This is a genomic window from Streptomyces sp. NPDC002809, from assembly GCF_040295435.1.
Taxonomy (GTDB): domain Bacteria; phylum Actinomycetota; class Actinomycetes; order Streptomycetales; family Streptomycetaceae; genus Streptomyces.
This window is the reverse complement of sequence record NZ_JBEOVJ010000024.1, coordinates 1-24,708: the sequence shown is the minus strand read 5'-3', so window position 1 is coordinate 24,708 and position 24,708 is coordinate 1. Positions and strand designations below refer to the sequence as shown.

17 protein-coding genes are annotated in these 24,708 nt (G+C 71.9%); 5 read left to right on the top strand and 12 right to left on the bottom strand.

Annotation, left to right across the window (positions count from 1 at the left end; all coding sequences use genetic code 11):
* Window positions 1-12 precede the first annotated feature (12 nt).
* From hemW to lepA, 4 genes are all read right to left on the bottom strand, one after another.
* Window positions 13-1,245: a radical SAM family heme chaperone HemW gene (gene hemW, locus ABT025_RS16755; RefSeq protein ID WP_350994576.1), complete on the bottom strand. Its 1,233-nt coding sequence runs from the start codon at window positions 1,243-1,245 to the stop codon at window positions 13-15.
* A gap of 56 nt (window positions 1,246-1,301) precedes the next feature.
* The gene (locus ABT025_RS16750) at window positions 1,302-3,206 is read right to left on the bottom strand and encodes a SpoIIE family protein phosphatase (protein WP_350994689.1); all 1,905 of its coding nucleotides are present in this window, start codon (window positions 3,204-3,206) and stop codon (window positions 1,302-1,304) included.
* A 214-nt stretch (window positions 3,207-3,420) separates the two neighbouring features.
* Complete coding sequence (locus ABT025_RS16745) at window positions 3,421-5,310, bottom strand: AMP-dependent synthetase/ligase (RefSeq protein ID WP_350994574.1); 1,890 nt, start codon at window positions 5,308-5,310, stop codon at window positions 3,421-3,423.
* Between the two features lie 284 nt (window positions 5,311-5,594).
* Window positions 5,595-7,469, bottom strand: a complete 1,875-nt coding sequence (gene lepA, locus ABT025_RS16740) for a translation elongation factor 4 (protein WP_350994572.1) — start codon at window positions 7,467-7,469, stop codon at window positions 5,595-5,597.
* Between the two features lie 213 nt (window positions 7,470-7,682).
* On the opposite strand from lepA, the gene rpsT reads away from it, so the two are divergent.
* A complete protein-coding gene (gene rpsT / locus ABT025_RS16735; RefSeq protein WP_136325190.1) occupies window positions 7,683-7,949 on the top strand; it encodes a 30S ribosomal protein S20 in 267 nt (88 codons plus the stop codon).
* A gap of 421 nt (window positions 7,950-8,370) precedes the next feature.
* Here rpsT and holA read toward each other — a convergent pair whose 3' ends face one another.
* Window positions 8,371-9,357, bottom strand: coding sequence for a DNA polymerase III subunit delta (gene holA, locus ABT025_RS16730; RefSeq protein ID WP_326736135.1), 987 nt, complete (start codon window positions 9,355-9,357; stop codon window positions 8,371-8,373).
* A gap of 145 nt (window positions 9,358-9,502) precedes the next feature.
* Between holA and ABT025_RS16725 the strand changes: the two genes are divergently transcribed.
* On the top strand, window positions 9,503-9,748 hold the full coding sequence (locus ABT025_RS16725; RefSeq protein ID WP_350994566.1) for a hypothetical protein: 246 nt from the start codon (window positions 9,503-9,505) through the stop codon (window positions 9,746-9,748).
* Window positions 9,749-9,875: 127 nt separating this feature from the next.
* On the opposite strand, the gene ABT025_RS16720 is transcribed toward ABT025_RS16725, so the two are convergent.
* Together ABT025_RS16720 and ABT025_RS16715 are read right to left on the bottom strand one after the other, a co-directional pair.
* Entirely contained in the window at window positions 9,876-10,760 is an 885-nt protein-coding gene (locus ABT025_RS16720) for a YceI family protein (protein ID WP_350994564.1), read from the bottom strand.
* Window positions 10,761-10,945: 185 nt separating this feature from the next.
* Window positions 10,946-11,776 (bottom strand): arylamine N-acetyltransferase family protein, encoded by an 831-nt coding sequence (locus tag ABT025_RS16715; protein WP_350994562.1) that lies wholly within the window; start codon window positions 11,774-11,776, stop codon window positions 10,946-10,948.
* A 101-nt stretch (window positions 11,777-11,877) separates the two neighbouring features.
* Between ABT025_RS16715 and ABT025_RS16710 the strand changes: the two genes are divergently transcribed.
* Window positions 11,878-12,333: a pyridoxamine 5'-phosphate oxidase family protein gene (locus tag ABT025_RS16710; protein WP_350994560.1), complete on the top strand. Its 456-nt coding sequence runs from the start codon at window positions 11,878-11,880 to the stop codon at window positions 12,331-12,333.
* Window positions 12,334-12,341: 8 nt separating this feature from the next.
* On the opposite strand, the gene ABT025_RS16705 is transcribed toward ABT025_RS16710, so the two are convergent.
* The 5 genes from ABT025_RS16705 to leuS all read right to left on the bottom strand — a co-directional run bounded on the left by ABT025_RS16705 (window position 12,342) and on the right by leuS (window position 21,246).
* Window positions 12,342-14,882 (bottom strand): ComEC/Rec2 family competence protein, encoded by a 2,541-nt coding sequence (locus ABT025_RS16705; RefSeq protein WP_350994558.1) that lies wholly within the window; start codon window positions 14,880-14,882, stop codon window positions 12,342-12,344.
* Window positions 14,879-15,556: a ComEA family DNA-binding protein gene (locus ABT025_RS39500; protein ID WP_502971960.1), complete on the bottom strand. Its 678-nt coding sequence runs from the start codon at window positions 15,554-15,556 to the stop codon at window positions 14,879-14,881. Before ABT025_RS39500 ends, ABT025_RS16705 begins: the two co-directional genes overlap by 4 nt.
* Window positions 15,557-16,369: 813 nt before the next feature.
* Window positions 16,370-17,215 (bottom strand): DegV family protein, encoded by an 846-nt coding sequence (locus ABT025_RS16695; protein ID WP_350994554.1) that lies wholly within the window; start codon window positions 17,213-17,215, stop codon window positions 16,370-16,372.
* A 289-nt stretch (window positions 17,216-17,504) separates the two neighbouring features.
* A complete protein-coding gene (locus ABT025_RS16690; RefSeq protein ID WP_350994552.1) occupies window positions 17,505-18,209 on the bottom strand; it encodes a hypothetical protein in 705 nt (234 codons plus the stop codon).
* Between the two features lie 163 nt (window positions 18,210-18,372).
* The gene (gene leuS, locus ABT025_RS16685) at window positions 18,373-21,246 is read right to left on the bottom strand and encodes a leucine--tRNA ligase (protein ID WP_350994550.1); all 2,874 of its coding nucleotides are present in this window, start codon (window positions 21,244-21,246) and stop codon (window positions 18,373-18,375) included.
* A gap of 394 nt (window positions 21,247-21,640) precedes the next feature.
* On the opposite strand from leuS, the gene ABT025_RS16680 reads away from it, so the two are divergent.
* Together ABT025_RS16680 and ABT025_RS16675 are read left to right on the top strand one after the other, a co-directional pair.
* The gene (locus ABT025_RS16680) at window positions 21,641-22,987 is read left to right on the top strand and encodes a ferric reductase-like transmembrane domain-containing protein (protein WP_502971959.1); all 1,347 of its coding nucleotides are present in this window, start codon (window positions 21,641-21,643) and stop codon (window positions 22,985-22,987) included.
* Window positions 22,984-24,561 carry a ferredoxin gene (locus ABT025_RS16675; RefSeq protein WP_350994548.1) on the top strand — a complete coding sequence of 526 codons (1,578 nt, stop codon included), beginning with the start codon at window positions 22,984-22,986 and terminating at the stop codon, window positions 24,559-24,561. Before ABT025_RS16680 ends, ABT025_RS16675 begins: the two co-directional genes overlap by 4 nt.
* Window positions 24,562-24,708: the final 147 nt, after the last annotated feature.

Here is a 24,708-nt window from a genome sequence, read left to right as displayed (position 1 = left end):
AGGCCTGTTCCCTCAGTCCACCAGGTCCCGCACCACCGCGTCCGCCAGCAGCCGCCCGCGCAGGGTCAGCACCGCGCGCCCCTCCCCGTACGGGCCGGGCTCCAGCAGGCCGTCGTCCACCGCCCGCCCGGCCGCCGCAAGTCCGGCCGGGGCGAGCAGCGACAGCGGGCAGCCGTCGACGAGCCGGAGCTCCAGCAGGATGCGCTCGACCCGCCGGTCCTCCGCGGAGAGGATCTCGCGGCCCGCGCCGGGCGAGCGCCCCTCGGCGAGCGCCTGCGCGTACGCCCCGGGGTGCTTCACGTTCCACCAGCGCACGCCGCCGACGTGACTGTGCGCGCCGGGTCCGGCGCCCCACCAGTCGGCCCCGCGCCAGTAGAGCTCGTTGTGCAGGCAGCGGCCCTCGGGCGTCCGGGCCCAGTTCGACACCTCGTACCAGGAGAAGCCGGCCGCGACCATCGCCTCGTCCGCGATGAGATACCGGTCGGCGTGCGCGTCGTCGTCCGTCATCGGGATCTCGCCGCGCTTGATCCGGCGGGCCAGCTGGGTGCCCTCCTCGACGATCAGGGCGTACGCCGACACGTGGTCGGGCCCGGCGCCGATCGCGGCGTCGAGGGAGGCGCGCCAGTCGTCGTCGGACTCCCCCGGGGTGCCGTAGATCAGGTCGAGGTTGACGTGCTCGAAGCCGGCCGCCCTGGCCTCGGCGACACAGGCCTCGGGCCGGCCCGGGGTGTGGGTGCGGTCGAGGATCTTCAGGACGTGCTGCCGGGCGCTCTGCATCCCGAAGGAGATCCGGTTGAAGCCGCCCTCGCGCAGCTCGGCGAGGTAGGCGGGCCCGACGGACTCCGGGTTGGCCTCGGTGGTGATCTCGGCATCGTCCGCGAGGCCGAACTCCTCCCGGATCGCGGCCAGCATCCGGACCAGGTCGGCGGCGGCCAGCAGCGTCGGCGTACCGCCTCCGACGAAGACCGTACGGACCTGGCGGGGGTCGTCGCCGAGGACCTTGCGGGCCTGGCGGACCTCGCCGATGAGGTGGGAGGCGTAGTTGTCCCGGGAGGCCAGTGCACCGCCCGAGCCGCGCAGCTCGGTCGCGGTGTAGGTGTTGAAGTCGCAGTAGCCGCAGCGGGTCGCGCAGTACGGCACGTGCAGGTAGAAGCCGAGCGGGCGTTCGGCGGCGCCTTCCAGGGCATGGCGGGGCAGCGCCCCGTCGTCGGGCACGGGCTCACCATCGGGCAGTACGGAAGGCATACCGCCCATTGTCGCGCGCCGCCCGCCGTCCGGACGCCACGCCCGGGGAGGGGGAGCTACTCGGCCTGAAGGACCAGCAGCGCCAGATCGTCGTCCGGCGGGCGCTCGGCGAAGGCGTGCACGGCGTGCTTGATGCGGTCCGCGATGCCATCGGCGGTCAGTCCGGCGCAGCCGGAGAGCGCCTGCGCGAGCCCGTCGCCGTCGTCGAACATCAGGGGGCCCGAGCGCCGCTCCGTGACCCCGTCGGTGACGCACAGGAGGCTGTCGCCGGGGGCCAGGTCGAAACTCTGGGTCTCGTAGACGGCGTCGTCCATGACGCCGAGGAGCAGCTGCGGTTCGGCGGCCGGCCGCACGGTGCCGTCGGGGCGCAGCAGCAGCGGCAGCGGGTGCCCCGCGCTGACCAGGGTGCAGCGGGCTCCGCCGCCGGGCAGCGGCACCAGCTCCCCGTACAGCAGGGAGAGGAACCGGGACTGTCCGCTGTCCGCCGAGTGCTGGCCGCCGGCCGCGGCGACCATGAGTGCGGCCGCCTCGGCCGCCTCCATCGCGTCGTCGAGGAGCAGCCGGTTGAGCCGGACCAGGACCTCGTCGGCCTGGAAGCCCTCACGGGCCAGCAGCCGCAGCCAGGGGCGGGCGAGCCCGGTCACTACGGCCGCCTCGGGGCCGCTGCCCTGGACATCGCCGAGGATGAAGCACCAGCGGTCGCCCGGGCACGGGAAGATGTCGTAGAAGTCACCGCCGACCACGCCGTCGTCGCTGGGTTCGTAGACCAGCGAGCTGACGACGCCCGGTATGTCGGCGACCTTGCTGGGCAGCAGCCCGCGCTGGAGGATGCGGCTGATGGTGGCCTGCCGGGTGTAGGCGCGGGCGGCGCCGACGGCGAGTCCGACCCTGCGTACGAAGTCCTCGATGAGCGCCGTGACCTCGTCGGGGACCCGGGCGATGCCTTCGCGGCCGAGGAGTACGGCTCCGAGGGTGCGGCCGCCCGAGGTGATCCGGTAGGCGAGCGCGACGCCTTCGATCCCGTCCGGCTGCCCGCCGTCCTCGGCGCTGCCGGGCCACGGCATCGACACGGGGCCGGTGCCGACCCGCTCGGGAAGCCGGAGCGGGTCGCCCTCCAGCAGGTCGCGCAGCGGCTGGATGCGGGTCTCGTCGACATGCCAGACCTTGGCGAGGCGCGGGACGGCCGCGCGTCCTGGGGTCTCGGGTTCCAGCCAGATCGCGCACCAGTCGGCGAGCCGGGGCACGAGTAACTGTCCGGCGAGCGCGGCCACGATGTCCTCGTCGAGCTGGCCTGCCAGCAGGTCCGAGGCCTCGGCGAGGAACGACAGCGCTCCGCGGCCCGCCCAGTCCGCGTCGTCGCGCAGGGCGCGGCGGGCGGTGGGGGCGAGCAGTTCGGCGGCGCGCAGTCCGCGCTGGAATCCGGCCTCCGGGCGCGCGTCGGGGAAGGGGTTCCAGTCGTCGACGGGGAGCCGGGCCCAGACGGTCTTGAGGCCGGTGCGGTAGGTGATGCCCCAGCGCTCGGCGAGGGTGGCGACGAGCTCCAGGCCGCGCCCGTACTCGGCGGGCTCCCCCGGTCCGTCCTGGCCCCCTGTGGCGTCCTCGGGGTGGTCGCTGCGCACGGCGCGGGCCGGGTGGTGGTCGGAGACCTCCAGGACGAGCGCGGAGGCCTCGTCCTCGGTCGCCTCCTCCAGCCGGAAGAGCAGTTCGACGTTGGTCCCGGCGTGCACGACGGCGTTGGTGACGAGTTCGCTGACGACGACCGCCGCGTCGTCGGACAGCCGCTCGCTGAAGCCGACGGCCGCGGGCAGCCCGAGCCCGCTCCATTCGGCGAGTGCCGCCGCGACGAACCGCCGGGCCGCGGAGGGCGCGAGCAGGTTCCCGGGCAGGCTCGTCCGCGCGACGGGCTGTGCGCCCGCGGACGCGCCAGTGGTTCCGGGACGTTGCACGATGTCCCGCTGCAAGGGAATGGACCCCACAGGGCGGCTCCTGACCTGTTCTCGCTCTGCCTGTTCTCCGTTAAGACGGACCCTCTATGCGCCGCTGACGACACGGACAGAGTGACAGATCGACCCTTCGCATACGCGTCGAGTTACCGAAGTGCCTGGAGAACGCAGGGCGGCCCCCCGCGCGGAGCGCGGCGGGCCGGGTGCCGGGAACAGGCCGGAAGGCCGGTCGCTACGCCTCGCGGGAGCCCGCGTACATGTCCTCGATCAGGTCCTTGTACGCGCGCTCGACGACCGGCCGCTTCAGCTTGAGGCTGGGGGTGACCTCGCCGTGCTCGATGTCGAGGTCACGCGGGAGCAGCCGGAACTGCTTGATGGTCTGCCAGCGCTGCAGTCCCTCGTTGAGACGCTTGACGTAGCCGTCGATGAGCTCGACGGTCAGCGGGGAGGCCACCACGTCCGCGTAGGACTTGCCCTCCATGCCGTTCTCCGCGGCCCAGTCGAGGATGGTCGGCTCGTCGAGGGCGATGAGCGCGGTGCAGAAGTTACGGTCCGCGCCGTGCACCAGGATGTTGGAGACGAACGGACAGACCGCCTTGAACTGGCCCTCGACCTCGGCCGGCGCGATGTACTTGCCGCCGGACGTCTTGATCAGGTCCTTCTTGCGGTCGGTGATCCGCAGATAGCCGTCCACGGACAGCTCTCCGATGTCGCCGGTGTGGAACCAGCCGTCGGCCTCCAGCACCTCGGTCGTCTTCTCCGGCAGCCCCTGGTAGCCCTGCATCACACCGGGGCCGCGCAGGAGGATCTCGCCGTCGTCGGCGATCCGGACCTCGGTGCCGGGGAGCGGCTTGCCGACGGTGCCGGTGCGGTAGGCCTCGCCCGGGTTGACGAAGGAGGCCGCGCTGGTCTCGGTGAGGCCGTAGCCCTCAAGGATGTGGATGCCGGCGCCGGCGAAGAAGAAGCCGATCTCGGGAGCGAGCGCGGCGGAGCCGGAGACACAGGCGCGGAGCCGGCCGCCGAAGGCCTCACGGATCTTGGCGAAGACGAGGGTGTCGGCGACCTTGTGCTTGGCACCGAGCGCGAACGGGACGGAGGGGGTGCCCGTGCGCCGGAAGTTGTCCTGGGAGACCTTCGCGTACTCGCGGGCGACCCCGGCCGCCCAGAGGAAGATCTTGTACTTGGCCCCGCCGCCGGCGCGGGCCTTGGCCGCGACGCCGTTGTAGACCTTCTCGAAGATCCGGGGGACGGCCGCCATGTATGTCGGCTGGACGACGGGCAGGTTCTCGATGATCTTGTCGACCCGGCCGTCGACGGCGGTGACGTGTCCCACCTCGATCTGGCCGGAGGTGAGGACCTTGCCGAAGACGTGCGCGAGCGGCAGCCAGAGGTACTGGACGTCGTCCTTGGTGATCAGCCCGGTGGCGACGGTGGCCTTGGCCATGTACGACCAGTTGTCGTGCGGGAGCCGTACGCCCTTGGGGCGGCCGGTGGTGCCCGAGGTGTAGATGAGGGTGGCGAGCTGCTCGGGGGTGATCGCGTCGACCCGCTCGGTGATCGCGTCCGGGTTCTCGGCCAGGTGTCCGGCGCCCAGGGCCTCCAGGTCGGCCAGCGTGAGCACCCAGCCCTCCGGGTCACCCTCGGCCGGTCCGGCACCCTCGGCGTCGATGACGACGACGTGCGTGAGGTTCGGCAGTTCGGCGCGGCGCTCGCGGGCCTTGGCCAGCTGCGCGGCGTCCTCGGCGATCAGCACCCGGCTCTCGGAGTCGGCGAGGATGAACGCCGACTCCTCGGTGTTCGTCGAGGGGTAGATCGTGGTGGTCGCGGCGCCCGCGCACGTGACCCCGAGGTCGGCCAGGATCCACTCGACCCGGGTGCTCGCGGCGAGCGCGACGCGCTCCTCCGGCTGCACGCCCAGAGCGATCAGCCCGGCCGCCACGGCGTAGACCCGCTCGGCGGCCTGGCCCCAGCTGAGCGACTTCCACTCGTCGGGCCCCTGACCGGCGGCCGCGGGGACGGGATAGCGGTAGGCCTCCCCGTCCGGGGTGGCCGCCACCCGGTCGATGAAGAGGGTCGCCACGGAGGGCGGACGGTTCTCGATCATGGTCTGTGTGTCGCTCACGACATCCTCCGGGCCTGCGGCAGTGCTTCACGACGGGCTACTGGTTGCGGTGTGCTCTCCGCTTACGTCTGCGTGCTTGATCCTGCTTGTTTAACTGGCGAGTAACTACGAAGCCGTGATCAGAGTAAAGCGCCCGCGCGCCCCGCGTAAGAGGCAACAGGGCCCCGCTTCATAACGAACGGGCCCCCGCGACGCAGCGTTCTGCGATGCGGGGACCCGTTCGTCTACCGGCCGGTAGGGAGTGGGGGCGAGCTCCGTGCCGCCGCTCGCCCCACGCCTCCGTACTACTTCTTGGCCTTGGTCTCCCCGGCGGACTCGTCGGTCGACAGCACGGAGATGAACGCGTCCTGCGGCACCTCCACATTGCCGACCATCTTCATCCGCTTCTTGCCTTCCTTCTGCTTCTCCAGCAGCTTCCGCTTACGGGAGATGTCACCGCCGTAGCACTTGGCGAGGACGTCCTTGCGGATGGCGCGGACGGTCTCACGGGCGATGACCCGGGAGCCGATGGCCGCCTGGATCGGCACCTCGAAGTTCTGCCGCGGGATGAGCTTCTGCAGCTTGGCGACGAGCCGGACGCCGTACGCGTACGCCTTGTCCTTGTGCGTGACGGCCGAGAAAGCGTCGACCTTGTCGCCGTGCAGCAGGATGTCGACCTTGACGAGCTCGGCGGACTGCTCGCCGGTGGGCTCGTAGTCGAGCGAGGCGTAACCGCGGGTCTTGGACTTCAGCTGGTCGAAGAAGTCGAAGACGATCTCGGCGAGCGGCAGGGTGTAGCGGATCTCGACCCGGTCCTCGGAGAGGTAGTCCATGCCGAGGAGGCTGCCGCGGCGCTGCTGGCAGAGCTCCATGATCGCGCCGATGAACTCGCTGGGCGCCAGGACCGTGGCCCGGACGACCGGCTCGTGCACCTTGTCGATCTTGCCCTCGGGGAATTCACTCGGGTTGGTGACGACGTGCTCGCTGCCGTCCTCCATCTCGACGCGGTAGACCACGTTGGGGGCGGTCGCGATGAGGTCGAGGCCGAACTCGCGCTCCAGCCGCTCGCGGACCACGTCGAGGTGGAGCAGACCGAGGAAGCCGACGCGGAAGCCGAAGCCGAGCGCTGCGGAGGTCTCCGGCTCGTACACCAGGGCGGCGTCGTTGAGCTGAAGCTTGTCGAGGGCCTCGCGCAGGTCCGGGTAGTCCGATCCGTCCAGCGGGTACAGACCCGAGAACACCATCGGCTTGGGGTCCTTGTAACCGCCCAGCGCCTCGGTCGCACCGTTGTGCAGGGAGGTGATCGTGTCACCGACCTTGGACTGCCGGACGTCCTTCACCCCGGTGATGATGTAGCCGACCTCACCGACACCGATGCCGTCGGACGGGGTCATCTCCGGGGAGGACACCCCGATCTCCAGCAGCTCGTGGGTGGCTCCGGTCGACATCATCCGGATGCGCTCGCGCTTGTTCAGCGAACCGTCGATGACACGGACGTACGTCACGACGCCCCGGTACGAGTCATAGACCGAGTCGAAGATCATCGCGCGGGCCGGGGCGTCCGCCTTGCCGACGGGCGCGGGGACGTCCCTGACCACCCGGTCGAGGAGGGCGTCCACGCCGACCCCGGTCTTCGCCGAGACCTTGAGGACGTCCTCGGGCTGGCAGCCGATGAGGTTGGCCAGCTCCTCGGAGAACTTCTCGGGCTGGGCGGCCGGCAGGTCGATCTTGTTGAGCACCGGGACGATGGTGAGGTCGTTCTCCATGGCCAGGTAGAGGTTGGCCAGTGTCTGGGCCTCGATGCCCTGCGCGGCGTCGACCAGCAGGACCGTGCCCTCACAGGCCGCGAGCGAACGGGAGACCTCGTAGGTGAAGTCGACGTGTCCCGGGGTGTCGATCATGTTGAGGACGTGGGTGCTGCCCTGGCCCTCACCGGCGGTGGGCGCCCAGGGCAGCCGGACCGCCTGGGACTTGATGGTGATGCCACGCTCGCGCTCGATGTCCATCCGGTCGAGGTACTGAGCGCGCATCTGCCGCTGGTCGACCACACCGGTCAGCTGGAGCATCCGGTCGGCAAGGGTCGACTTGCCGTGGTCGATGTGCGCGATGATGCAGAAATTGCGGATCAGCGCCGGGTCGGTACGGCTCGGCTCGGGCACGTGGAGAGGAGTCGCGGGCACGCAGGGTCCTGATTCTTGAGACGCCGAACGCCGTGTCTCGGGTCGATGTCGGGTCGGTCGGATCTGTACGTAGCCTCCATCGTCCCACGCCTGCGGGGTGAAGACCGGTTTGGGCCGGTCGGAGCGCGGCTGGTACCGTGGGCAGCTGTGCCTCGTGGCCCTTGGGCCGCAGGACACACACCGAAGATCCAACGAACCTGAAAAGGCTCTGTCGTGGCGAACATCAAGTCCCAGATCAAGCGGAACAAGACGAACGAGAAGGCGCGCCTGCGCAACAAGGCCGTCAAGTCCTCGCTCAAGACCTCGATCCGCAAGGCCCGCGAGGCCGTCGTTGCAGGCGACGTCGAGAAGGCCACCGTGGCCGTTCGCGACGCTTCCCGCGCTCTCGACAAGGCTGTCTCGAAGGGTGTCATCCACAAGAACGCCGCCGCCAACAAGAAGTCGGCGCTGGCCACCAAGGTTGCCACCCTCCAGGGCTGAGCATTCTGATGTGATCGCCGGAACGGACCAAGCGGGCCCTCTCTCCCGCTCCTGACCGGCACCCCGCGCCGCACACCGAACCTGCGTTCGCCACGCGGGTGCGGCGCACCGAGCGCAAAGCGAAGGCCCCGGTCGACCCCCTCCCCAGGGGGACGACCGGGGCCTTCGGCATGCACGCGTACGAAAACGCGGGCCCCGGCACCCCGTCGAACCCGACCGGGGACGGGCGGCCGGGGACGGGCGGCCGGGGACGGGCGGCCGGGGACGGGCGGCCGGGGACGGGCGGCCGGCGACCAGGGCCAGAGCGGCCGGCCGCACGGACCCGGTCGGACCCGGCACCCCGTCGAACCGGGGGCCAGGGCGCCGGAGCGGCCTGCCGTACGGGCCCGGCGCCCCTACCCCGTCTCGCGCGGGGGCATCGCTACCGCCCTGTCCGCGCGGCCCTCGCCACCGCGACCACGGCCTTCTCCAGCGCGTACTCCGGGTCGTCCCCGCCGCCCTTGACGCCCGCGTCCGCATCCGCGACCGCCCTCAGCGCCACAGCCACCCCGTCCGGCGTCCATCCCCGCATCTGCTGGCGCACCCGGTCGATCTTCCACGGGGGCATGCCCAGCTCCCGGGCGAGATCCGCCGGCCGTCCACCGCGTGCCGACGAGAGCTTGCCGATCGCCCGGACGCCCTGCGCGAGCGCGCTGGTGATGAGGACAGGGGCCACACCGGTCGACAGCGACCAGCGCAAGGCCTCCAGGGCCTCGGCCGCCCGCCCCTCGACCGCGCGGTCGGCGACCGTGAAGCTCGACGCCTCCGCGCGCCCGGTGTAGTAGCGCCCGACGACGGCTTCGTCGATCGTGCCCTCGACGTCCGCGACGAGCTGTGACGCCGCGCTCGCCAGTTCCCGCAGATCGCTGCCGATGGAGTCGACCAGCGCCTGGCACGCCTCGGGCGTCGCGGAGCGTCCCAGCGTCCGGAACTCGCCCCGCACGAAGGAGAGGCGCTCGGCGGGCTTGGTGGTCTTCGGACACGCGACCTCCCGCGCCCCGGCCTTACGGGCCGCGTCGAGCAGCGCCTTGCCCTTGGCGCCGCCCGCGTGCAGCAGCATGAGGGTGATCTCCTCGACCGGGTCGTCGAGATACTTCTTGACGTCCTTGATCGTGTCGGCGGAGAGATCCTGCGCGTTGCGCACGATCACCACCTTGCGCTCGGCGAAGAGCGAAGGGCTCGTCAGCTCGGCGAGGGTGCCCGGCTGGAGCTGGTCGGAGGTGAGGTCCCGGACGTCCGTGTCGGCGTCGGAGGCCCGGGCCGCCGCCACCACCTGCTGTACGGCACGGTCCAGGAGCAGGTCCTCCTGCCCCACGGCGAGCGTGAGGGGGGCGAGCGGGTCGTCGGTGGAATTCCTTCTGGTGGCCATCGCCGTCCAGCATCCCACGGGCCACTGACAGCCCGGCCGCGGCTGCCGGTCCTGCCACCGTGCCCCCGTGCCCCCGTGCCCCCGTGCCCCCGTGCCCCCGCAACCCTCAGCCCGTAGCCCGTAGCCCGTAGCCGAGAATGGGCGGGTGAGCAATGTGAGACATGTACTGGTGCTGCCCGACCGCGATGCCGCGGAGGAGGCGGCCGGAGAGCTGGCCGACCGATTCGGGGTGGCAGAGGAGCCGCAGCTCGTACGCGACGCCCTGGCCGGCGAGGACGACGCCGAGGACGCCCAGTGGCTGGTGGTCGTGGAGGACCCGGCCCGGCGCCTGGACTCCGCGGCGCTCGATGCGTTCGCCGCGGAGTACGAGGGGTGGCTGGAGGCTCCGTAGGAGCTCGGTGGCTGCTCCGGGGCCGCTCCGGGCACCGCCCCGTAGTCCGCAGTCGAAGCCCGTGATCCGTAGTCCGTGGTCCGTGATCCGAACTCGCAGCCCAAAGTCGTAGTCCGCAGTCCGCGAATCAGCGCTTGGGAACGATCTGGATGTCCATGTCGATCTCGATGCTGGAGCCGACCGCGGCGATGCCACGGGCCAGCATCGTCTGCCAGGTGAGGGTGAAGTCCTCACGGTGCAGCTCGGTGGTGGCGCGGCAGGCGGCGCGGGTCTCGCCCTCCAGGCCGTTGCCGACGCCGAGGTACTGGGTGTCCAGCGTGACCGTGCGGCTCACTCCGTGCAGGGTGAGCGCGCCGCTCACGCCCCAGCGGGTGCCGCCCCGGTGGACGAAGCGCTCGCTGTAGAACTCCAGCGTCGGATAGCGGCCGACGTCGAGGAAGTCGCCCGAGCGCAGGTGGTCGTCGCGCATCTGGACGTTCGTATCGATCGACGCGGCGTCGATGATCACGTGCATGGCCGAGTTCTCCATGCGGTCGGCGATCCGGACCGCGCCGGCGAAGGTGTTGAACCGGCCGTGGATGCGAGCCATCCCGATGTGCCGGGCCGTGAAACCGATCTGGGAGTGCGTCGGCTCGATCTCCCACTCACCCGGGTCGGGCAGCTGCGGGGGCGCGGAGAGCTGCAGGTTCACATCGCCCAAGGCCTCGTGACCGCCCCGGGCGACCGCCGCCGAGCCGTGGAACGGGGTGAACCCCTCCGCCGTGACAGCCAGCCGGTACTCCCCCGCCGGCACCGTGGCGACGACATTGCCGAACGGGTCCGTCTCCCCGCCCAGGACCTTGCGCCCCGCGGCGTCCGTGACGACGAACTCAGCCTGCTGCACCGCCTCGTTGACCGGGTCGAGCACCCGGCAGCTGAGGACACCCGCGGAGTCCGGTATGGCGAGTCCGGCGAGGGCGTTGCCGCGAACGACACCCGTCGCCGCCTTGTTTCCGAGCCAACGGCCGAACATCTCCACGCACCCCCGGGGGCTGTTTCACCTCGGGCCGAAGGGTTGGACACCGTTGTCGGAACAGCGGCCCGCCGACGATCATGCATTCGATCACCCTTGTGCCGTTCGAGGCAAACAGAGTGGCTCGCAGGGGCTTGGGTGGAGGTGTTACCGAAGGTCCGAATTGATCGTTCCGTTTGTGTGTGTCACCCGTTCGGCACAGAAATGCCGGCCTCCCGTTCGGAGGGGAGCCGGTCGAGACGCACTCCGAAGTGCTCGCGGTAGGCGGCGAGAACCTCCTCATCGCTCTCCAGCCACGTCTCGTGACGCTCCTCACCCACCGTCGTGAGGAGCTTGTGGCCCTTGAGCGTGATCCGCCCCGTGGTCGTGAAGCGCGAGCAGACCGGCGACCGGGTGAAGCCCGAATCGGGAGAGGTCCGGTGGTACCAGGCCCCGCCCCGGAAGTCGTCCAGCGCCCGGGGTCGCGGGTCCAGGCGGAACTGGGGTGCCCCGCCCCGCAGCACATCCACGTCCCCGTGGTCCCCGCCGCCCTCGGCGGGGGCCTGAGCAATCCGGAAGGTGCCGCGCGGGTCCTCCTGGTCCGTGCGGTCGTCGAGCGCGAGCGGATGCTGGGCGTGGTCGCCGAAGCCGACATCGGCGAGCCACGGCCCGGTGCCGTCGTCCGTCTCCACCCGCAGCGCCATGTGGTCGTACGGGATGCCGAGCCGCCCGTCGTCACCGTGGACCCGTGCCTGGAGCAGCGTGACCCGGAAGCCGAGCGCCCGGAGCAGTACGGCGAAGGCGCCGTTGACTTCGTAGCAGAACCCGCCGCGGCGGTCCGCCACGATCTTGTCGAGGAGCGCCTTGTCCTCCAGCACGATGTCCTCGCCGAGGTGGATCGAGAGGTTCTCGAAAGGCACGGTGGTGAGGTGGCGCAGCTGCAGCTCGCGCAGCGCCGTGGCATCGGGGCGGCCCGGCCGGGTGGCGCCGATGCGTGCCAGGTAGGCGTCGATTGTCTGAGGCAGGTGCGGGTCCATGAGGGCAGTGTGTCCCCGCAAGCGCCACCGCGCCCTGAGCCGATGGTCCTAGGACCGGCGCCGGAGGCGTGACGCAGCACGTGTTCACTAACGTGCGGGGCATGACGAATCGGGAGCCGGCGCGCAGCCGCGAACAGCGCAAGCAGGACGCACTCGATCATCTGGAGAAGGACGAGGACGCCTGGGTGTCGACCGCCTCGGCCGACGGAGTGCCGACCCTGGTGCCACTGTCGTTCGTGTGGGACCGGGGGACCCTGCTGATGGCCACCCGGCGTACCAACCCGACCGCGGTCAACCTGGCGCCGGAGGGGCAGGCGCGGATCGCGCTGGGTCCCACCCGCGATGTGGTCCTCATCGAAGCGACGGCGGAGCTCGTCGAGAGCACGGACCTTCCCCCGGAGTCGAGTGACGTCTTCGCCGCGAAGCTCGGCTGGGACCTGCGGGAACTCTCCGGGTGGGTGTACCTGCGTTTCACGCCGTACACGGTCAGAGCGTGGCGGGAGAAGAACGAACTGGCCGGCCGTGAACTGATGGCCGAGGGCCGGTGGCTGGAGTGACCGCGCCGTCATGACCGGCCCACCGCCCGCAGTCCCGGCCCGGTACCCGTCACCGCGACGGCGCCGTCCCTGTCCGTGCGGAGCACCACCGCTCCCCCGGATCTGAGCGCCTCCACCGTCCGTGCGGCAGGGTGCCCGTACGGGTTGTCCCGGCCCACGCTCACCAGCGCGAACCTCGGACTCACGCTGCGGAGCAGTGCCGCGTCCTGGTGGGCGGAGCCGTGGTGGGCGACCTTGAGCACATCCACCCGAGGCAGTGTCGGGTGACTGCGCAACAGGCCTTGCTGGGCCGGAGGTTCCAGGTCGCCGAGGAGCAACAGTGTGAGCCCACCGGCCCGTACGAGCAGGGTGACGCTGGCGTCGTTCGGTTCCTCCGGTACGGGACCGGTGGCCGGGCCCGCCGTGGCGGTCGCACCACCCGGCGGCCACAGCACCTGCCACTCCAGCGCTCCGGTCCGGCGCCGCTCACCGGGGGCGGCGCTCACCACGGGGATACCGGCCGCCGCAGCCGTCCGCCTGACGAAAGCGGCCTGTTCCGGAGGTTCGTCCAGGCTCGTCGTCTGGATCGCGCCCACCGTTCTGCCCCGCAGCACACCGGTCAGGCCGCGCACGTGGTCGGCGTGGAAGTGGGTGAGCAGCAGCAACGGGATGCGGGTGACGGCCAGGTCGCGCAGGCAGCGGTCGGCGAGCCGGGGATCCGGCCCTGCGTCGACGACCACGCCTGCGCCGGGCCCCGCCGCGAGCACCAGGGCGTCCCCCTGACCGACGTCGCACATCGCGAACGCCCAGCCGGGCGGCGGCCATCCGGTCAACGCACGGGTCAGTGGCACCGGCCGGAGCACCGCGAGGACGAGCAGCAGCGCGGCGGCCGAACAGAGCCAGGGATGGCGTCCGATGCGCCGCGCGAACAGCACCAGGAGCACAGTCAGCGCGGCCAGCAGAAGCGCCCCCGGCCGGCCGTCGGGCCAGTCGGCCTCCGCACCGGGGAGCGCGGCTCCGGTCCGGGCCACGGAGGCAATCCACTCCGCCGGCCATCCCGCCACCCGGGCGAGCAGTTCGGCCCCCGGCATGGCCACCGGCGCCAGGGCCAGCACGGCGAACCCGAGGACTGTAGCGGGCGCAACCGCGAACTCGGCCAGCAGATTGCAAGGGATCGCCACCAGACTCACCCGGGAGGCGAGCAGCACCACGACGGGCGAGCACACGGCCTGAGCCGCGGCCGCGGCCGCCAGCGCCTCCGCCAACCGCGGTGGCACCCGCCGCCGTTGCAGCGCTTCGCTCCACCGAGGGGCCAGGGTCAGGAGGGCACCGGTAGCGAGCACCGACAGGACGAAGCCGTAACTGCGCGCCAGCCACGGGTCGTAGAGCACCAGCAGCAGAACGGCGGCGGCCAGCGCGGGAATCAGCGATCTGCGCCGCCCGGTGCCGATGGCCAGAAGTGTGATCAGGCCACAGGCCGCGGCCCGCAGCACGCTCGGTTCCGGACGACAGACAAGCACGAAGGCAAGGGTGAGCCCGCCGCCGAGCAGAGCGGTTCCCCGCAGAGAGATCCCCCACGCGGGTGCCAGTCCTCGGCGTTCGACGCGCAGGGCGCTGCCGGGCGGTCCGATGAGCAGGACGAGCAGGATCGCCAGGTTGGCACCCGATACCGCCATGAGATGGGTGAGGTCGGTCGCCCGGAACGCCTCGTGCAGTTCCGGTGCGACGCGTGTGGTGTCGCCGACGACCAGTCCGGGCAGCAGCGCCCTCGCATCAGGGCCGAGGCCTTCCGTCGCCGTGCGCAGGCCCGCGCGCAGTCCGCCCGCCGTGCGCTGGAGTCGCGTGGGCGGGCCGATGACACGGGGTGGCCCTTTTCCCTCGGCACGCAGCACTGCAGTGGCGCGCTCCCCGCCGTGCAGCGGCGGGGCCAGCCGACCGCTGACGCGCAGCCGTGTGGAGGGAAGCAGCTGCTGCCACTGTGCGGCCGCGCCTTCGGGCGTGACGATGACCAGCACCGGCGTACGCAGCCGGACGGCCGTGCCGCCGGGGCTCGTCAGCCGGACGATCTCGGCGTCCAGCAGCAGGGAGACGGGGGTGCTGTGGTCGCCGCGCACCCGCGGGGACGTGCGGCGGACATCGGAGGTCAGGGTGAGCTCCGCGTCGATGTGCGCGAACTGCCCGGCCAGACCGGGCACGGGCCCCTGCCGAGCATCGGCCCTGTGCAGACCGGCGGACGCCGCCCCCGCTGCCGCGCAGAGCAGTACCGCCGCGGCAGCAGTGCTGTGCAGCCGCCATCGGCCACCGCCGCCTCTCTCCGCATCGTCGGTCCGCTCCGCACGGGCCACACGGAAGGGTGGAAAGCCCGGTACGGCCAGGAGGATCATGGCCGCCCCGAGGCAGAGCACCACACCCGCCGCCACCCAGCGGCCCGGCGCGTCCAGGGCCGGTGCGGCGCCCGCCCAGACCGCCAGGGCCGGCGGGACCAGCCGCAGGTCCACCGGACCTTCCTGCCGCGGGTCGGCGCTCCCCAGCCGACGGCCCGATGCCGCGTGGACGTCCTGGGTACTCACGGTCGCACCAGTGGCTGGAGATCGGCGAACCGGCGGTCACCGATCCCGTTGACCTCACGGAGCTCGTCGACGGACCGGAAGCCTCCGTGCTGGGTGCGGTGGTCGACGATGTGCTGGGCGAGGACGGGGCCGACGCCCGGCAGGGTTTCGAGCTGTTCCATCGTCGCGGTGTTGAGGCTCACCGGCCCCGCGGCGGCGGTCGGGCCGACGCCTCCTCCCGTACCGCCTGCGGCAGTCGGGCCCGGCGGGGCGCCCACCACGATCTGTTCCCCGTCCATGAGGACCCGGGCCCGGTTGAGGCTGTCGAGGTCCACGCCCGGTCGGGCCCCGCCCGCCACTCGCAGCGCGTCGGCGACCCTGGCTCCGGCCGGCAGCCGGTGGATCCCGGGCCGCCTCACCTTCCCGCTCACGTCCACCACGACCTGCCCGCCCGGCCCGGCGGCGGGTGGCGTCCCGGGCGAGGGCTCCGGTGCCCCGGCCCCGCCCGTATCCCCGCCCGCATCCGTTTGCGCCACGGGCGGGGGCGCGGCCTCGCTGACACGTTCCGGAGCGCGGACGGATCCGGGGCGCGCCGACCAGAGCTGCATCGCGGCGAACACCGCTGCCGCGACCAGGACGACAGTGAGCGCAGCCAGGGCCTTCGGCTCCAGCCCGCACCTGAGCTGCAGCCACACCGGAAGCCGCTCCCGCACTGCGGGAAGGGCCCGCCGCAGCCGCCCCGCGGCCACCGGACCGGGCAGGGACGCGGGTGGAGGCGCGGGCGGAGACGGGGATGAGGGCGCGGGAGGAGGCGCGGGTGCGGACCCGACCGCAGCCGCGCGCGCCGCCGCCCGCGGCATCACCGGCGAGCCGGGGGCATCCAGGGACGACGCTCCCGCAAGCGACGGCGACGACCCCCTCGAACGCGGGGCCGCCGTTGAAGAACGCGGGGCCATCGCTTCACGCGCTTCACCCACCACACCTGCTCTACCACCCGCACCGGCCACACTGGCCGCAATGACCTCAGGCACCCCATGTGCCTCACCCGCCGCGCCCGCCGCAATCACCGTGCCGCCCGCCGACGGACCCGCGCCCATCCCCACCACCGGCCGCGCGACCCGACCCCCGTAACCGCCGGCCATCAGCGCGTCCGCACGGATGCGTGAAGCCGCGGCTGCGGCGGTGCGCCCCTTCACCCGACGCCGTCGGCCCGGTCCTGTGCCCGCACCGCTCCGGACACGACCGTCCGAGGCAGGACCGCGCCCCGGCCCACTGCCGGGCCCGGACTCGCCGAACCTGCCGATGCCGCTGACGTGTCCGCCGCTACCGGCGCGCCTGACACGCGTGACAGGGCCGGCACGGCCGACGTCGGCGCGATTGGTTGCACGATGTGATCGGGAAGCCATGCCTCATGACGCTAGGGACTTCTGCCGGAACCCGCTGAGTACACCCAATTCCGGTGGAAAACCGCGCCGTTGTGCATAACTCCACCACTCCGGAGAGTGAAGTCAGCGAGGCGAAATCACCGCGCCCAGCAGCCCGGGGCCGGTGTGTGCGCCGATCACCGCGCCCACCTCGCTGACATGCAGGTCGACCAGGCCCGGAACTCGCTCTCGCAGCCGCTCAGCCAGTCGCTCGGCCCGTTCCGGGGCCGCGAGGTGATGCACCGCGATGTCCACCCGCCCGCTGCCCGCCCGCTCGGCGACGATCTCCTCCAGCCGGGCGATGGCCTTCGAGGCCGTCCGTACCTTCTCCAGCAGTTCGATCCGACCGCCGTCCAGCTGAAGGAGCGGTTTCACGGCCAGGGCCGAACCGAGCAGGGCCTGCGCGGCGCCGATCCGGCCACCGCGCCGCAGATAGTCCAGGGTGTCGACATAGAAGTAGGCAGACGTGCCCGCCGCCCTCTTCTCGGCGGCGGCCACCGCGTCGTCCTGGCTGCCGCCTGCCTCCGCCGTCTCCGCCGCGGCCAGGGCGCAGAACCCGAGGGCCATGGCGACCATCCCGGTGTCCACCACGCGCACCGGCACCGGAGCGTCCTTCGCCGCGAGGACGGCCGCGTCGTACGTTCCGGAGAACTCCGCCGACAGATGCAGCGAGACGATGGCACTCGCTCCCGCTTCGGCAGCCGCGCGGTAAGCAGCGGCGAAGACCTCGGGGCTGGGCCGTGAAGTCGTCACGGAACGGCGCTTCTGCAGGGCCAGCGCGAGGGAGCGGGCCGAGATCTCGGTGCCCTCCTCCAGCGCCTGGTCCCCGAGGACGACGGTCAGCGGCACTGCGGTGATGCCATGCCGTTCCATCGCCTGGGGCGGCAGGTAGGCCGTGGAATCGGTGACGATCGCGACATGGCGGGACATGAGCGGGAGATTACCTGTCGGGGAGGCGGCTCGGCAGTTCGACCCCGACTGAATGATCAGTTCCGGTCGCTTCGTACCGCATCCTTCCCTCCCCCGTTCACCTGCGGTCCCTGCCCGTCACCGAGCGCTCCCGCCGACGGGGGCCAAGAAGATCCCATTCGTCGAACGCCGTCAGTCCGTGGTCTCGGACACGATCAGTCCGCAGTCTCCCGGACACCATCGGCCCCGCAGTCTCCGACGCCGTCAGCCCATGGTCTCGGACACCGTCAGCCCGCAGTCTCCGACGCCGTCAGTTCGTGGTCTCGGGCCGTGCCGTCTTCTGCCACGGATATCCCGTCCGCAGCCGGGGGTCCTGGGCCGTGATGGCCTGCGGAGTCCCCTCGTCGCCCGCCGGGTCCCCTGCGGGCTGCTCCTGGACGTGGTCCGCCGGGCGCCCCGGTGCCGGCTCCTCCGTCGTCCAGTGGCGCAGCGCCCCGGCCTCCACGTCGATCTGCGCGTTCAGTGCCGCCAGATCGTCGTCGGCGAACTGCCGGGCCCGGTCCCGGGCCGCCCATCGCAGCGACTCCGCGGCGCTCGTGATCCGCTCGGTGCGCTGCTTCAGGCCGGGCAGCAGCGAGGCGACCGTCGTCCTGTCGGGCTCGCGCTCCAGGCGCTTCAGGTCCTCTTCCAGCTCGCGGCCGTGGACCCCGAGGCGCTGGAACAGGCCCAGCGACTCCGAGAGCGAGGCGTCCTCGACCACACCCGACTGCAGCGCCTCCTGCGTGGCACGCATCGAGGTGCGGAGCGAGAGACGGAGCTGAGCCAGCTCGCCGCCGACGCCCACCTGCCCGTAGCTCTTGGCCCGCAGTGTGGTGTCCTCCACCGTGCGGCGCGCCTGCGTGATCGTGCGGTCCACACCACGCCTGGCCGCCCCGACGACCTTGACGGTCGCGTAGACGCCCAGCGCCATGAACGCGACGACGAGCAGCCCCAGGATCAGGATCACGGCTTCCATGAGTGCCCCTCGGATGGTGTGACGGCTGACGGCACGGTTTCACCCGCCCCTCCACCGTAAACGGAACGGGCAGGCGGAGGGTTCCATCGGAACCCCCAACCTGCCCGTAGGGGAAAGCCCTCACACCGGAAAGCCCTCACACCGTCATGACGACGACCGTCGACTAGGCCGGAACGATGTTCACCAGCTTCGGCGCCCGGACGATCACCTTGCGGATGCCGGCCCCGTCCAGTGCCGCGACCACGGCCGGGTCCGCCAGGGCCAGCGCCTCCAGCTCCGCGTCCGTGATCGACGGGGAGATCTCCAGGCGCGCCCTGACCTTGCCCTTGATCTGGACGACGCAGGTGACGGTCTCGTCCACGACGTACGCCGGGTCGGCGACCGGGAAGTCCTGGTGCACGACCGAGTCGGTGTGGCCCAGCCGGCGCCACAGCTCCTCGGCGATGTGCGGCGCCAGCGGCGCCACCAGCAGCACCAGAGCCTCGGCGACGGGGCGCGGCAGCGGGCCGCCGGCCTTGGTCAGGTGGTTGTTCAGCTCGGTGACCTTGGCGATGGCCGTGTTGAAGCGCATCCCGGCCATGTCCCCGCCGACGCCGTCGATCGCCTTGTGCAGCGCGCGCAGCGTGTCCTCGCCGGGCTCGGTGTCGACGACGGTGACCTCGCCGCTCTCCTCGTCGACGATGTTGCGCCACAGCCGCTGCAGCAGCCGGTACTGGCCGACGACCGCGCGCGTGTCCCAGGGACGCGACACGTCCAGGGGGCCCATGGCCATCTCGTACAGCCGCAGCGTGTCCGCGCCGTACTCGCCGCAGATCTCGTCGGGCGTCACGGCGTTCTTCAGGGACTTGCCCATCTTGCCCAGGACGCGGGAGACCTTCTCGCCCTCGTAGTAGAACGCCCCGTCACGCTCCTCGACCTCGGCCGCCGGAACCGCGATGCCGCGGCTGTCCCGGTAGACGAAGGCCTGGATCATGCCCTGGTTGTACAGCTTGTGGAACGGCTCGGCGGACGAGACGTGGCCCAGGTCGTGCAGCACCTTGGACCAGAAGCGCGCGTACAGCAGGTGCAGCACGGCGTGCTCGGCGCCGCCCACGTACAGGTCGACGCCACCGGTCGGCTGCCCTTCGCGCGGGCCCATCCAGTACTGCTCGATCGCCGGGTCGACCAGCTGCTCGGAGTTGTTCGGGTCCAGGTAGCGCAGCTCGTACCAGCAGGAGCCCGCCCAGTTGGGCATGGTGTTGGTCTCGCGGCGGTACTTCTTCGGGCCGGCGCCGTCACCCAGGTCCAGTGTGACGTTGACCCAGTCGGCGTTGCGCGACAGCGGGGTCTCGGGCTGGGTGTCGGCGTCGTCCGGGTCGAAGGTGCGCGGCGAGTAGTCGTCGACCTCCGGCAGCTCCAGCGGCAGCATCGACTCGGGCAGCGAGTGGGCGATGCCCTCCTCGTCGTACACGATCGGGAAGGGCTCGCCCCAGTAGCGCTGGCGGCTGAACAGCCAGTCGCGCAGCCGGAAGTTGACGGTGCCCTCGCCGACACCGTGCTCCTTCAGCCACTCGGTGATCCGGATCTTGGCGTCGACGACTCCCAGACCGTCCAGCGAGATCTCGTCGTTCGCGGAGTTGACCAGCTTCGCGTCGTACGAGCCGAAGGCGTCCTCCCACGTCGAGGCGTCCGTGCCGCGGTCGTCCGACGGCTCGACGACGCAGCGCATCGGCAGCTCGAAGGCGCGCGCGAAGGCGAAGTCGCGGGGGTCGTGCGCCGGCACGGCCATGATCGCGCCGGTGCCGTAGCCCATCAGCACGTAGTCGGCGATGAAGACGGGGATCTGCTCGCCGCTGACCGGGTTGGTCGCGTACGCGCCGGTGAAGACACCGGTCTTGTCCTTGGCCTCCGCCTGCCGCTCCACGTCGGACTTGGCCGCGGCCTGCTTGCGGTACGCGGTGACGGCCTCGGCCGGGGTGGCGTGGCCGCCGGTCCAGACCGGGTGGGTGCCGTCGGGCCAGGCGGCGGGAATGATCCGCTCGACCAGCTCGTGCTCCGGCGCCAGCACCATGTAGGTGGCACCGAACAGGGTGTCCTGGCGGGTGGTGAAGACGGTGATGTCGCCGGCCCCGTCGACGGGGAAGTCGACGCGCGCGCCCTCGGAGCGGCCGATCCAGTTGCGCTGCTGCAGCTTGATGGCCTCGGGCCAGTCCAGCCCGTCCAGGTCGTTCAGCAGCCGGTCGGCGTAGGCCGTGATGCGCATGTTCCACTGGCGCAGCTTGGCCTTGAAGACGGGGAAGTTGCCGCGCTCGGAGCGGCCGTCGGCCGTGACCTCCTCGTTGGCCAGGACGGTGCCCAGGCCGGGCGACCAGTTGACGGGCGCGTCGGAGGCGTAGGCCAGCCGGTGGTCGCTCAGGATGTCGGCGCGCTCGGCGGCGCTCAGCGCGCTCCAGTCACGGCCGTCGGGGGTCGCCCGCTCACCGGACTCGAACTGGGCGACCAGCTCGGCGATCGGCCGGGCCCGGTCCGCGTCGGTGTCGTACCAGGAGTTGAAGATCTGCAGGAAGATCCACTGGGTCCACTTGTAGTACTCCGACTCGATCGTGGCGAACGAGCGGCGCTTGTCGTGGCCCAGGCCCAGCCGGCGCAGCTGCGCCGTCATGTTCTCGATGTTGGCCTCGGTCGAGATCCGCGGGTGCGTTCCGGTCTGCACCGCGTACTGCTCCGCGGGCAGGCCGAAGGCGTCGAAGCCCAGGGTGTGCAGGACGTTGTGGCCGCTCATCCGCTGGTGGCGGGCGTAGACATCGGTGGCGATGTAGCCCAGCGGGTGGCCGACGTGCAGACCCGCACCCGAGGGGTACGGGAACATGTCCATGATGAATTTCTTCGGCTTGGCGGCCAGCTCCGGGTCGCCTGCCAGGTCGCCGGTCGGGTTCGGTGCCTCGTACGTGCCCTCGGCGTCCCAGAAGTCCTGCCAGCGTGCCTCGATGTCGGCGGCCATCGCTGCCGTATAGCGGTGCGGCGCAGCAACCTCGACTGCGGAATTCGTCTCGCTCATGATCCTCAAAGCTCCATCGATCGTCATCTGCCGGCGCCCACGTCTACGGACACGCGTCTACGGAAACGAAAAAGCCCCTCGCACAGGAGGGGACGCCGCGCTGATGCCGACCAGGCGTTCTCACCGGTCGGGACTGATCAGCGCGGCTCGCTAAGCAGAAGGCGTACGGCACGCATGGCGTCAGGGTACCGCACAGGCCCGGCCCTCATCCGGGCACCGCCGATCCGTGGACACGACGGGTGGCGAACCGGTCGGCAGAACGTCCGGGAAGCGTGGGTTACTCCGCGTAATGCCCTCTATCGGGGCAACCATCCAAACCTCGTACCGGCCGGTATGGAGCGCCTTAGCATGCGGCAACGGGACCGCATTGCCGAGCCATTCGGAGTCGCCCCCCATGAACCCTCTGAACCCTCATCGCAAGATCCGTTCATCGGCCGCCCGGCTCCAGGGGCCGGGCCGTCACGTACAGGGCGGGCTGACCGTCGCTGTGCTGGTTCTCCTGCCGCTGCTCGCCGTGGCGGGCAGCGACGGTCTGCGCGCCACGCTCGACTTCACGACCGGTGTCCTCTCGCTGGTCTCGCTCACCGCCGCGGTGGGCTGGGGCCTGCTCGCCACCGACCGGCTGTTCCTCTCCCCGCGTCAGCGACTGGCCGGCCAGGCCGTCCACCGCACTGCCGCGGCCGCCTCGCTGGGCTTCCTGCTGCTCCATGTCACGGTGAAGGTCTCGCTGGGGCATGTGGCTCTGCTCGGCGCCCTCGTGCCCTTCGGTCTCGGGGTCGGCGGTACGGCGGGGCTGATCGGTTTCGGTGCGCTGGCCGGTCTGCTGATGGTGGTGGCGGCCGCGACGGGCGCGCTGCGCAGCGCCTTCGCCACCCCGAGCAAGGTCGCCGGTCGCTGGCGGGCGCTGCACGCGCTGTCCTACCCGGCATGGTGTGCCGCGCTGGTGCACGGTCTGTACGCGGGCAGGCCGCCCGCGGTCTGGGTCGTCGTGATGTACAGCCTGTGCCTGGTCGCCGTGGCGGCCGTGCTGTGCCTGCGCATGCTGCCGCCGCTGGTGAAACGGCGGATCGCCGGCTCGGTCACCGCACTGGTAAAGCCGGACGCCATGCCCGCCGAGCCGGATCCGGTGACCCGCGAGGCCCCGCTGCCCGGTGCGGACACCGCGGCCCTGCCGGAGTCGTACGGAACAGGCACCGCCGTCACCGGCCGGGACGGGCTCGGCGGCCAGGTACGGGGCGGGCCGCTGCCCTCGTCGTTCGAGCACCCCCGGACCACGCTCCCAGCACCTGCCCCACCGCTGTACGAGGCCCCGCCCCGCAGCTCCGACCGCCTCACGACGGGCTTGCTCCCGAGTGCGTCCGGCGGGCGCAAGGGCCCCGGGCCCGGGATCGCCGCCGGGTACCGCGCGGTCTCGCCGCCCGCCGGGACCGCCGCCCGCCGGCAGCAGTCCGGGCACCGGCCGGCGCCGTCATCCGCCCCGCCGACCCGGGCACTTCACCCGCCGCCCGATCCCGCGGGGGCCGCGCAGCCCCCGTACGAGCCCCCCGTCCCGTCCTTCGAACCCGTGCGGACACCCACCGTCCCCACCGTCCCCTACGTCCCCGCCCAGGAGCCTCCTTACGCCGCCGGAGGGTCGAGCGCTCCGTTGCCCGCCGCCGGCGACACCGCACCGCTCCCGGGGCCGTTCTACCCGCCCCCGGCCGGAGAACCCTGGACCGCACCCGCAGGAGACCGGCCGTGAACATCCCTCTCCCCGACGTCCCCGAAGTCCGCGTCGTCGGTCTCCCCCAACTGACCAGCGGCTTCGATCTGGTGGAGCGGCTCGACCTCGGCATGCACCTGAAGGTCCACGGACCGCTGGAGCCGATGACCGGCGAACGCCTGGCGGAACTCGCCGAGTCCATCTCGCTGAACGGCCGCGGCGGTGCCGGATTCCCCTTCGGCCGAAAGCTGCGGGCCGTCGCCAAGGCGTCCATCCGGCGCGGGGTTCGTCCGGTCGTCGTGATCAACGGCAGCGAGGGGGAGCCCGCCTGCCGCAAGGACACGGTGCTGCTCAACCGTGCACCGCACCTCATCCTGGACGGCGCCCTGCTGGCGGCCGAGGCGCTCGGTGCCCGCACCCTGATCGTCGCCGTCACCCGCAACTCCACGGAGATCTCGGTCCGCTCCGCACTGGCCGAACGGGGCCTGTCCGACCGGCGCGGCCGGCCGTTGCGGGCCCGGGTGGTGCGGACGCCGGAGCGGATGGTCTCCGGTGAGGCCTCGGCCGTCATCCGGGCGGCGTCCGGTGGCCCGGCACTGCCGCCGGGGCGCCGCGAGCGGGCCGCGGAGTCGGGGGTCGGCGGCGCCCCCACCCTGCTGTCGAACGCGGAGACGTACGCGCAACTCGCCGTCGCCGCCCGGACAGGCACCCGCCGTTACGGGAACACCGGCCTGCCCGACGAGCCCGGCACGGTACTCCTCACGCTCTCCGGCGCGGTCGCTCGCCCGATGGTCATCGAAGTGCCTACGGGTGTGCCGCTGCGGTACGTGCTCCAGCTGGCAGGCGCTCCTCCCCTGCCGCAGGGCGTGCTCACGGGCGGGTATCACGGCAACTGGATCAGTGCGCACGCCATGCATGACGCCGTCGTGTCCCGGGCGTCGCTGGCCGCGGCGGGCGGGGCGCTGGGAGCGGGTGCGATCCTGCCGATCGGGCAGGAGACCTGTCCGCTCGGCGAGTCCCTGCGTGTGGCGAACTGGCTGGCCGCCGAGACCGCGGGCCAGTGCGGCCCGTGCAAGCTCGGGCTTCCGGCCGCCGCCGGCGGGCTCTCCGACGTGCTGAACGGGGGCGGTCCCGCCGCTCTGGAGGCGCTGCGTGAGGTGACGCTGGCGGTCAGGGGCCGGGGCGCCTGTAAGCATCCGGACGGTTCGGCGCGCTTTCTGTCGTCCACCCTCTCCGCGTTCACCGACGACCTGGCCGCCCATGTGCTGGACGGCGGCTGCGGCCGCGAGACGTTGGGGGTGCTCCCTCTTCCCGCACCCGGGTACCAGGATGTGGAGGAGTCCATTCCGAGCGGCGAGAGGCTTGCCGTGGACTGGACGCTCTGCCGGGGGCACGGTCTCTGCGCGGACATCGTCCCGGAGTTGATCAGACTGGGCCCCGACGGATATCCGGCACTGGCGGACGCCGCGGTTCCGATGCATCTGCGCGGACGCGCGCAACGTGCCGTACGCCGTTGCCCCGCCCTGGCGCTCCGGATCGAGCAGCAGGCTCCCGAGCGGCCCGCGCTGCCTCCGGGCACCGGCCGGAAGGCCCTCGGCAGCGGCCGGAGTTGAGCTGCCGAAAACGACTGGCGGGGGGGGCCCGGGCGGTGGGGCGCCCCGGGGGCTGGGCGGTGGGGGTGTGGGTGAATTTAATCAGGTACTCCACGAAGGCCAGAACGCGGGGCAACCACAAAGCGATGTACCCCCGCGGGGGGGGCC